This window comes from Allorhizocola rhizosphaerae (assembly GCF_003426775.1).
GTDB lineage: Bacteria > Actinomycetota > Actinomycetes > Mycobacteriales > Micromonosporaceae > Allorhizocola > Allorhizocola rhizosphaerae.
The window spans coordinates 43,424-50,208 of record NZ_QJUG01000037.1 but is presented as its reverse complement, the minus strand read 5'-3'; the positions used below and the strand labels follow the sequence as shown (position 1 = coordinate 50,208).

8 protein-coding genes are annotated in these 6,785 nt (G+C 69.5%); 4 read left to right on the top strand and 4 right to left on the bottom strand.

What is annotated here, in order from left to right:
- Positions 1-273: 273 nt before the first annotated feature.
- From DM816_RS10465 to DM816_RS10455, 3 genes are all read left to right on the top strand, one after another.
- A complete protein-coding gene (locus DM816_RS10465; RefSeq protein ID WP_425455231.1) occupies positions 274-570 on the top strand; it encodes a DUF397 domain-containing protein in 297 nt (98 codons plus the stop codon).
- Between the two features lie 91 nt (positions 571-661).
- Entirely contained in the window at positions 662-1,495 is an 834-nt protein-coding gene (locus tag DM816_RS10460) for a helix-turn-helix domain-containing protein (protein ID WP_117209960.1), read from the top strand.
- A 109-nt stretch (positions 1,496-1,604) separates the two neighbouring features.
- Positions 1,605-2,414 (top strand): SAM-dependent methyltransferase, encoded by an 810-nt coding sequence (locus DM816_RS10455; protein WP_117209950.1) that lies wholly within the window; start codon positions 1,605-1,607, stop codon positions 2,412-2,414.
- Between the two features lie 178 nt (positions 2,415-2,592).
- On the opposite strand, the gene DM816_RS10450 is transcribed toward DM816_RS10455, so the two are convergent.
- Complete coding sequence (locus DM816_RS10450) at positions 2,593-2,892, bottom strand: YciI family protein (RefSeq protein ID WP_117209949.1); 300 nt, start codon at positions 2,890-2,892, stop codon at positions 2,593-2,595.
- A 27-nt stretch (positions 2,893-2,919) separates the two neighbouring features.
- Here DM816_RS10450 and DM816_RS10445 point away from each other — a divergent pair, with 27 nt between their 5' ends.
- Positions 2,920-3,171, top strand: a complete 252-nt coding sequence (locus DM816_RS10445; protein ID WP_211588631.1) for a DUF2630 family protein — start codon at positions 2,920-2,922, stop codon at positions 3,169-3,171.
- On the opposite strand, the gene DM816_RS10440 is transcribed toward DM816_RS10445, so the two are convergent.
- The 3 genes from DM816_RS10440 to DM816_RS10430 are packed head-to-tail and all read right to left on the bottom strand — an operon-like array spanning position 3,159 to position 6,740.
- Positions 3,159-3,884 (bottom strand): class I SAM-dependent methyltransferase, encoded by a 726-nt coding sequence (locus DM816_RS10440; protein WP_162907318.1) that lies wholly within the window; start codon positions 3,882-3,884, stop codon positions 3,159-3,161. The two genes, DM816_RS10445 and DM816_RS10440, sit on opposite strands and share 13 nt — an antisense overlap.
- Positions 3,877-4,908: a hypothetical protein gene (locus DM816_RS10435; RefSeq protein ID WP_117209947.1), complete on the bottom strand. Its 1,032-nt coding sequence runs from the start codon at positions 4,906-4,908 to the stop codon at positions 3,877-3,879. The genes DM816_RS10440 and DM816_RS10435 overlap by 8 nt, the downstream gene beginning before the upstream one ends.
- 11 nt (positions 4,909-4,919) lie before the next feature.
- Complete coding sequence (locus DM816_RS10430) at positions 4,920-6,740, bottom strand: ABC transporter ATP-binding protein (RefSeq protein WP_117209958.1); 1,821 nt, start codon at positions 6,738-6,740, stop codon at positions 4,920-4,922.
- Between the last annotated feature and the right edge of the window lie 45 nt (positions 6,741-6,785).

Sequence of the window (6,785 nt, the reverse complement as noted above, 5' to 3'; positions counted from 1 at the left end):
CCACCTCGGCCTCGGCCAGGCGCGCCCGCAGCCACATCCGCGCGGCGGCGGCCGCGCCCGCGGCTGCGGCGGCGAGTCCCACCGCGGCGGCGACGACGTATGGCTCCACCCCATGGTCCCTTCTGCTGCGCGACCCCGCCCGACCACCGCGTTCATTGATCGAGGGCAATTCGTACCCGGCCACTTGGGGTTATGATGCCCCTCGAAAGTTGCAAATGCAAGGGCGAATGCACGTGCATTTGGTCGGTGCAGCGGACGGAGGGAATTAAGTTCGTGACTATCATCGGCAACACCGACGCGCCGTTATCCCTGCTCAACTGGCGCAAGAGCGGTCGCAGCGGGGCAAGCGGCAACTGCGTTGAGCTGGCCCGCCTGCCGCACGGCTCGGGCTACATGATCCGCAACTCCCGCAATCCGGACGGCCCGGCATTGATCTTCACGGCGGACGAGATCGCCGCCTTTCTGACCGGCGTGCGGGACGGCGATTTCGACGATCTTGTCGAGCAGTCATCCGCCGCGAAGGATGCTGCGGAGGATAGTGACATGCTGACGTGTCAAGCCGAGCAGTAGCCAGCGACCACGGACGGATCGGAGGTTTGGTGCGTTGACGACGCCACCAAGGGATGGTGGGGTGTCCGGCGGGCCCACCGTGCTGCGCATCATGCTCGGTGCGAATCTTCGACGGCTGCGCGAGGCCAGAGGGATCACGCGCGAGGACGCGGGCTGGCAGATCCGCGCGTCGGAGTCCAAGATCAGCCGGATGGAGCTCGGCCGCGTCGGCTTCAAGGAGCGCGACGTCGCCGACCTGCTCACCTACTACGGCCTGGCGAAGGGCGAGGAGCGCGAGCGCCTGCTGGTGCTCGCCCGCGACGCCAACGCCCCCGGCTGGTGGCACCGCTACGGCGACATCCTGCCCGCGTGGTTCCAGCCCTACATCGGACTCGAATCGGCGGCCTCACTCATCCGCTGCTACGAGATCCAGTTCATCCCCGGGCTGCTGCAGACCCGCGACTACGCCAGGGCCGTGGTCATGCTCGGCCACGGGCGCGCACCCGAAGACGAGATCAAACGCCGGGTCGAGCTGCGCATGGAGCGCCAGCAGGTGCTGACCCGGCCCGACCCGCCACAGTTCTGGGCGGTCGTCGACGAGGGCGCGCTGCGTCGCCCCGTCGGCGGAAGAGAGGTCATGCGCCGGCAGATCCAGGCGCTCATCGAGGCGACCCAACTGCCCAACGTCCGCGTGCAGGTGGTGCCTTTCCACATTGGAGGGCACGCGGTGCACGGCGGCGGCGCGTTCAGCATCCTGCGCTTCGCCGAGCCCGACCTGCCCGACGTGGTCTACGTCGAGGAGCTCACCAGCGCGCTCTACCTCGACAAGCGCGACGATGTCGACCAATACGCGCTCGTCATGGAGACGCTGTGCATCGAGGCGGCCCAGCCCGACGAGACGCCCGAAATCCTGCACCGCATCGCCGCCGACCTCGACGCCGCCTGATGCGCCTCTTCTGCGCCTCTTCTGCGCCTCTTCGCGGCACCGACCGATGTCTGATCAATCAGGTGACTGACCGTTCCCAACTGGTGGACGTGCCGCTACCCTGGCAGCCGTGAATGAGACGCCGACCGACGCCAGCGACGCCCTGTCGCGTTTGGACACCTCCGTCGCACACTCCGCCCGGCTGTGGAACTACCTGCTGGGCGGCAAGGACAACTTCGCGGCCGACCGCGAAGCGGGGGAGCAGTTCCTGGCCTTCATGCCCGAGCTGGTGCAGTCCGCCCGATACAACCGCGAGTTCCTCGGCCGGGTCGTTCGCCACCTGGCGGGCGATGTCGGCATTGGACAGTTCCTGGACGTCGGCACGGGCCTGCCCACGGCCGACAACACGCACGAGGTCGCGCAGCGGACCCGGCCCGACGCCCGCATCGTGTATGTGGACAACGACCCGATGGTGCTCGTGCACGCCCGCGCGCTGCTCACCAGCACACCCGAGGGCGCGACCGCGTACATCGACGCCGACATCCGCGATCCGGAGAAGATCCTCGCGGCCGCGCAGGAAACGCTCGACTTCACCAAGCCCGTCGCCATCATGCTGCTCGGCATCGTGAACTTCGTCGTGGACGACGATGCGGCGACCTCGATCGTGCGCACGCTGGTCAAGGCCGTCCCGTCGGGGAGCCATCTGGTCATCTCGCACCCCACGGTCGAGGTGCACCGCGAGGCCGTCGAGCGGGCGCTGGCCATGTGGAACGAGAGCGGCTCCGCGCCGATGTGCGTGCGCACGCCGCAGCAGATCGCCGAATACTTCGACGGTCTGGAGATCCTGGAGCCCGGCCTGGCGACCGTGTCGCAGTGGCGGCCCGACGGCAACGACACCACGCCGGTCACCGAGTGGTGCGGCGTGGCCCGCAAACCGTAGCGGCGTGGTTCTCACTGCAGCGGCCCGCCCTGTTCACGCGGCTCGCGCCGGCACAGCGAGTGCTGATCGCCGGCGCGGGGGCGGTTCGACGTCTCCGCCGGGCTGCCGTTGATGGTCGCGCTGACGGGCGGCCCGGCAGCGCGGCACCGCCCGATCCCCACCGTCGCCCGGCCCCGGGTCAGTCGCGCCCGCGCAGCAGTGAAATGCGAAACGGGCGCAGCTCACCGCGTGCGTAACCGCCCGCGATCACCGGATCCTCCTCCATGATTTTGCGCGCGGCGGCCTCGTCGGGCGCCTCAAAGATGGCGATGCCTGTGTTGACCGGCCCGAGCGTCGGCCCGACGAGCACGATGACGCCCTCGGCGAGCAGCCGCCGGAACCGCTCGAAGTGCACGCCCCACACCGAACGCTCCTCGTCGGTCATCGTCTCGGCGAAGTTCTCGCGGGGAGCATGGATGAAATAAATCCACTCTGACACGCGCCCATTATGGATGTGGCAGTCTGGATTGTCGTGGACGACAAACAGATCCTTGGCCGCATCACCGAGCTCGTCGAGGAGGAGCACCGGCTGCGGGAGCGCCGCGAGGCCGGGCAGGTCGACACGCAGCAGGAGGCCGACCGGCTGCGTGATCTCGAAGAGTCCCTCGACCAGTGTTGGGACCTGCTGCGCCGCCGCCGCGCGGCCCGCGCCCAGGGCCAAGACCCCGACACGGTCAACCCGCAGCCCAAGACACAGGTCGAGGGCTATCTGCAGTAGCCGGTGAGGCAGCTGAACCGGGCAGTCTCGCGCAGTGTGCCGGTCAGCGCGGCGCGCAGCTCGCGTTCGAACGCGCCCGCGTTGGCGCCCAGCGCTGCCTTGGACACGACGCTCGTCGAGTACAGGTAGCCGATGAACCCGTCGACGCTCCAGACGTGAGGCACGTGGAAAAGGCGCTCCTCGACATCGGCGAACCCGGCCGACCGCAGCACCTTTTCATGTGATGCACGCTTGGCAGGAGCCACCTGAGGCCTCCACTTCGCGACAATCTCCACGGCCGTACGCTGCCACGGCTCGGTCCCGCGCCACACGCTGTCGGTGTTGACGACCGCGATCGCCCCACCCGGCTTGAGCCATGTCCTTGCCCGCGCCGCGACGAGCGCACGATCGAGCCGGTGAAAAGCGTTTCCGACGGTGACCAGATCCAGTGTGCCCGGCTCGAACAGGAGCTCCTCGGCGGCCGCCACGATCCACGTCAGACCCGGCGCCTTGCGCATGCCGGCCGCGACCATGTCCGGCTCCAGATCGACCGCGACCACCTCGCCGAACCGCTCGCTCAGCGGGATCGCCAGCTCGCCCGTGCCGCACGCCAGGTCCAGCAGGCGCTGCCGCCCCGGCACCAGCCGCAGCAGATGGCCGAACAACGCGCGCGGATATGGGATCCGGTGCGCCGCATAGTGTTCCGCCGTCCCGCGGAACTGCCGCTCAGTCACGGTCCTCGGCCAGCTGGATGCGCACCGCCACGAGCCCTCCACGGCCGTCGTAGTCTGCATAAGCCGGGAAGAAGCCGTCACCCCAGCTGGTCATCGCGAACGTGATGTCCGCCCCGCCGACCGCGATGGTGCCGGATTCGGTGTCGTCATCGGCGCGCACCTGCCGCATCACCTGCCAATGGTGTGAGTGCGGCCGGAAGTCCAATCCCAGCTTGCGCTCCGGCCTCTCGTCCTTCCATGCCTGGATCGCGATGGCCCGCTGCCACCCATCCCGCGCGGGCAAGTCTTCCCAACCGTAGGAGCCGTCACTCCCCACGCGCGGCGCGCTGAAGTGTGCTGCGGCCTCCTCGGCATTGGGCCCACCCCAGAACACGACATCGGCCAGACCGTCCAGCGGTCTCTCGTGCTCCCAATGGTCAAGGGCGTCCACATCCGCGAACGCCAACCGCGCCGTATCAACGCCGACCAAGCCAAGCGAACGCGTCGTCACGACGGGCCGATCGCCGGTCCGCACGACCATCTGCTTCCAACCATGCGACCGGCCGGCCGAACGCTCGGCGACCACCTCAAACGACTCGCCCGTGGGCACCTCACCGACGGCGACCGCGGGCAGCCCGAAGAAGACGAAGCCCGCCAGCCGCTCACCCGCGCACCGCCGGGCGCGCTCCCGATGGGCAACACGCCGCGGATAGGGTTGCAGTGTGGCGTTCCAACCGCCTGCGCGGCAATGCTCGTCGAACAGCCCGATCCATTCGCCGATGCGATCAGCCGGAATATCATAGTGGTACCGCATGGGCCTGCGCTCAAACGAAAGCGCCGCCCGCTCCGCGTCGGGCCCGGCAACCTCGAAGTCCATCGATCCGGCGATGTTGGCCGCGAGCGCCTCGTCCTCGATTCCCACGTCCACGGGATCGATCTCCGACGGTGACCGGCTGCCCGACCACATGCCGAGGCAGCCGCCGTCGAGCACGGCCAGGACACCCGACGGGCACGTCACCGAGCCCAGCCGCACGATCTCACCCATGACCACGCAGTCTATGCCGTGATGGCGTAACCGCTCGCCTGCAGCCTGAACAAGGACGCATAGGTCCCACCCGACGCCATGAGCTCGTCGTGGCTGCCGGCCTCCGTGAGCCGGCCGTGGTCGAGCACATAGATGACATCCGCGTGCCGCACGTTGGCCAGCCGATGCGTGATCAGGATGGTGGTCCTGCGCCCCTGCCGGCCCCGGATCGCCTGAAACAGCGCGTCTTCGGCGCGCGGGTCGAGCGCCGAGGACGGCTCGTCCATGATGAGCAGGTCCGCGTCGCGCAGGAATCCGCGCGCCGCCGTGATGCGCTGCCACTGCCCGCCCGACAGGTCCTGCCCGTCCTTGAACGTGCGGTCGAGCAGCGTGTCGTACCCGTGCGGCAGCTCAAGAATCATGTCGTGCGCGACGGCACGCCGGGCCGCGCCCTCGATGCGGTCGCTTCCCGCGTCGCTCGTGATGTCGCCGAGCGCGATGTTCGTCGCCACGCTGAACGGCCAGCGGTGGAAGTCCTGCGACACGATGCCGATCCGGCGCTGCAGCCCGTCCGGGTCGAGCTCGGCGAACGGCCGCCCGTTCCACGTGACGGTGCCCGCCTGCGGCTTGCGCAGCCCGCACAGCACAGCGGCGAGAGTGCTTTTGCCCGAACCGTTTTCGCCCACGAACGCCACGGTCTGCCCGGCCCGGATGGTGAGCGTGACGTTGTCCACCGCGGGCGCGTCACGGTCCGGATAGGACAGTGCGACCGCCTCGGCCGTGATCTGCGCGAGTGGCCCGGGGTCGAGCATGCCGGGAGCCGCGGGCATGTGCGCGGCGGCTCGCTGCATGAAGCTCGTGTAGTCGCCGAAATGCTGCCCATCCATGTATACCCGGTCGATCTGAAACGTGACCGTCGACAGTGCCCGCTGCGCCGCCTGCACCGCCACGACGCACGTCGCCGCGGCCGCGAGCGGGATACCTCCGCCCAGCAGCAGTGAGCCCAGCAACACGTACACCGCCGTGGTCGCGATGCCGCCGACCACCGCGCCCACGGTCGTCGTCGTGGTCACCTTCCGGGCGAGCGCCAGCTGGATCGCGGTCTCCGCGCCCATCACCCGGTCGTACAACTCCAGCAGGAACCCACGCAGCCCATACGCCCGCAACTCGGGTGCGCTGTCGCGCTCGGCCATCTGCCGGTGCAGCATCCACAGCCGGCGCCGCCGCGCCGAGCCCTGCAGATACACCCGATAGCGCTGATGCCCGGCGGCCAGCGCGGCCCACCCGTTCGGCACCGTCGCCACGAGCAGCGCGACCAACAGCAGCGGATGGATGACGGTGACCGCGACCGCCACCGCCGCCAACCCAGCAAGCCCCGCGAACAGGTTCATCGCGCCCTGCACGAGCGCGATGGCCGAGTCGGTGCCCCGCGACGCGCGCTCCATGTCGTCGGCGAACGTGTCCTCGTCGAACGCGTCGAGCCGCACCGCCGTCGTGGTCTCGAAAAGGCGCCGCTGGATCTCGCGGTCGACCCGGGGCGTGAGGCCGTTCTGCGCGTACCCGGTGACGATGCCCATGCCCGCCCGCAGCCCCGTCGCCGCGGCCAGCCACACCAGCGCGGGCAGCGCGGCGACCACCCGGTCGGGTGTCGGGCCGCCCGCGAACAGCTCCACGAGCACCCGTTGCGTGGCAAGCAACCCGAACGCCGCCGTCACTCCGGACACGACGGTCGCGAGGGCGACGACCAGCGTGCGGGTGCGGTCGGCCCGCCAGCTGATCGCCACGGCGATGGCGACCAGGCGCGGCAGCTGCCCGAACACCGCGAACGGTCCCGCCTCCGAGCGGGCCTTCATGCCCGTCTCCCACCAGGTGGTGCGCAACTCCGGCAGCACGGCCTG